This is a genomic window from Methanocrinis sp. (assembly GCF_049974945.1).
In the GTDB taxonomy this organism is placed as follows: Archaea; Halobacteriota; Methanosarcinia; order Methanotrichales; family Methanotrichaceae; genus Methanocrinis.
In genome coordinates, this window is sequence record NZ_JBNGCU010000152.1 from 1 (window position 1) to 1642 (window position 1642).

Sequence of the window (1642 nt, forward strand, 5' to 3'; positions counted from 1 at the left end):
GATGGGGATCTCCTCGATCCTCGCCGGCATCTCCTCCCGGAACGAGGGCAGCATCGCCTTCCACGAAAGGCTCGGGTTTCGAGAATGCGGCCGCTTCGAGGCGATCGGGAGAGAGGAGGGCGAGGCCTTCGATGTGGTATGGATGCAGAGGATGCTCTGAGAGGGGTCAGACGTTTATCGACCGCCGACATTCGGCGCTCAGGTCTCGATATTCTTCGAAGCTGCTCTCCCCGTTTGCGTAGGCTTCATGCCAGTCTCGGGGGACCGGCATCTCTGCATAGAGCTGGTCTCTTCTGGCTTCGAGGAGGAGGGGCTTTCTTCCCGCGAACTTGGCGGCACAGGTGACCCTCTTGTCCGTGGTCTCGGCGAGCCGCTCCATCCACCGGTACCCTGCCACCGACCTCAGGAGGTGATGGTCCAGGATCAGGGTATCCACCTTTCGGGCGAGGGCCTCCCCGTTCTTCCACGCGATCTCCTGCAGCGCGGGGGTGAGGCGGGGGAGGTAGAGGGGTGGTCCCGAGGCGAGGACGACGGTGGGACGCCAGCCGAGGATGATCGATATCGCCCTCTCGTCGAGGAGCTGGATGTCGGAGGCGTGGACGAAGACCTCCTCCCCCTCCTGGACCCGAGTCATCATCACCGTGCCGAGCCTCGAGCTCGCAGAGCCGTGGGGCACGGGCAATGAGAAGCTGAGTGGTCCGTCGCTCCTCTCCTCGGCGTCGGGAAGGATTCGGCCGGCGAACCGGGAGAGGTCGATCCACCTCTGTACCGACAGGTCCGAGAGGTCGTGAGGCCCCTTGCACCAGAGCCGGAGATCGGCGAGGGGAGGGATTGCGCTGAGGGAGAGCTGGTAGGGGTTTGCGTCCGCCAGGGGGATGTGGTCGCCGTGGTAGTGGCTGATCACGAGGTCCGTGGCCCTTCCCAGGGCAGCTATTATCCTCTCCCGGACCTCCGCCCCCACTGCCACCTGGTGGGGATGGGGGAGCTTGCCCCGTCGCAGGTAGCCGAGGGCCACTCCCGGGTCTATGACGATGGTCCTCTCATCTGCCTCCACCACGCAGGAGAGGCCCCTCACGCCGAGGGATTCGGTGCCCAGCACCTCAATCTTCATGATCTTCTCGTCTCCATCTTGACCAGAATTATAAAATCTGGCTCCACTATATCGGGCTGAGGGCAGGGTCTTAAAAGTTTTCGGTCGTCGCCGGAGTCATCGCTGTGGCGGCGATGTAGACCCCTTCCGGGAGGCTGTGATGAACTTTCTGCGGCGTTCGATCTCAATCTGCGGCGGGAGCATCACTGGCGAGGGAGGAAAAACGGGCTACATCTGGTGGCGACCGAACGTCGTCGGAGCATTCCCTCACCAGGGCAGGGTGGCGAGGTAGGTGGGGATTTCATTACAAAGTCACCACTCGCCCTTTTGGATCATCTCCCTCAGCGAAGTCGTGTCTGGAACGTCATATCTCTCAGAAAAATTCAATATACATTCGGCAAGAAACGTTTGAAACTCCATCCCATCGATCACAAAGGAGGCCTCGCCCCGTTCAACCGCCAGACGGTGAGCTTCCCGGAGATCCGCCAGGGTGGCCGGCTCTGTGCCCTCGCCTCTGCTCTCCTCGGCCTCCTCCCCGTCGGTCTCCTCCCC

Annotated in this window: 4 protein-coding genes; 2 read left to right on the forward strand and 2 right to left on the reverse strand. The window is 62.3% G+C overall.

The features are described 5' to 3' along the window. Position 1: 1 nt before the first annotated feature. Positions 2-160 (forward strand): N-acetyltransferase family protein, encoded by a 159-nt coding sequence (locus ACP5EL_RS09955; RefSeq protein WP_428402363.1) that lies wholly within the window; start codon positions 2-4, stop codon positions 158-160. 6 nt (positions 161-166) lie between these two features. Here the strand turns inward: ACP5EL_RS09955 and ACP5EL_RS09960 are convergent, their stop codons facing one another. Further along, a complete protein-coding gene (locus ACP5EL_RS09960) occupies positions 167-1111 on the reverse strand; it encodes an MBL fold metallo-hydrolase (RefSeq protein ID WP_428402358.1) in 945 nt (314 codons plus the stop codon). A gap of 139 nt (positions 1112-1250) precedes the next feature. On the opposite strand from ACP5EL_RS09960, the gene ACP5EL_RS09965 reads away from it, so the two are divergent. Then, positions 1251-1382: a hypothetical protein gene (locus ACP5EL_RS09965; RefSeq protein WP_428402359.1), complete on the forward strand. Its 132-nt coding sequence runs from the start codon at positions 1251-1253 to the stop codon at positions 1380-1382. A 20-nt stretch (positions 1383-1402) separates the two neighbouring features. Here ACP5EL_RS09965 and ACP5EL_RS09970 read toward each other — a convergent pair. Further along, positions 1403-1642 (reverse strand): hypothetical protein (locus ACP5EL_RS09970; RefSeq protein ID WP_428402360.1); only part of this gene is annotated, 240 nt, incomplete at its 5' end.

Bases quoted from the DNA above. Each gene is read 5' to 3' on its own strand.
- ACP5EL_RS09960 (WP_428402358.1), bottom strand. From the start codon at position 1,111: ATGAAGATTGAGGTGCTGGGCACCGAATCCCTCGGCGTGAGGGGCCTC.
- ACP5EL_RS09955 (WP_428402363.1), top strand. From the start codon at position 2: ATGGGGATCTCCTCGATCCTCGCCGGCATCTCCTCCCGGAACGAGGGC.
- ACP5EL_RS09965 (WP_428402359.1), top strand. From the start codon at position 1,251: ATGAACTTTCTGCGGCGTTCGATCTCAATCTGCGGCGGGAGCATCACT.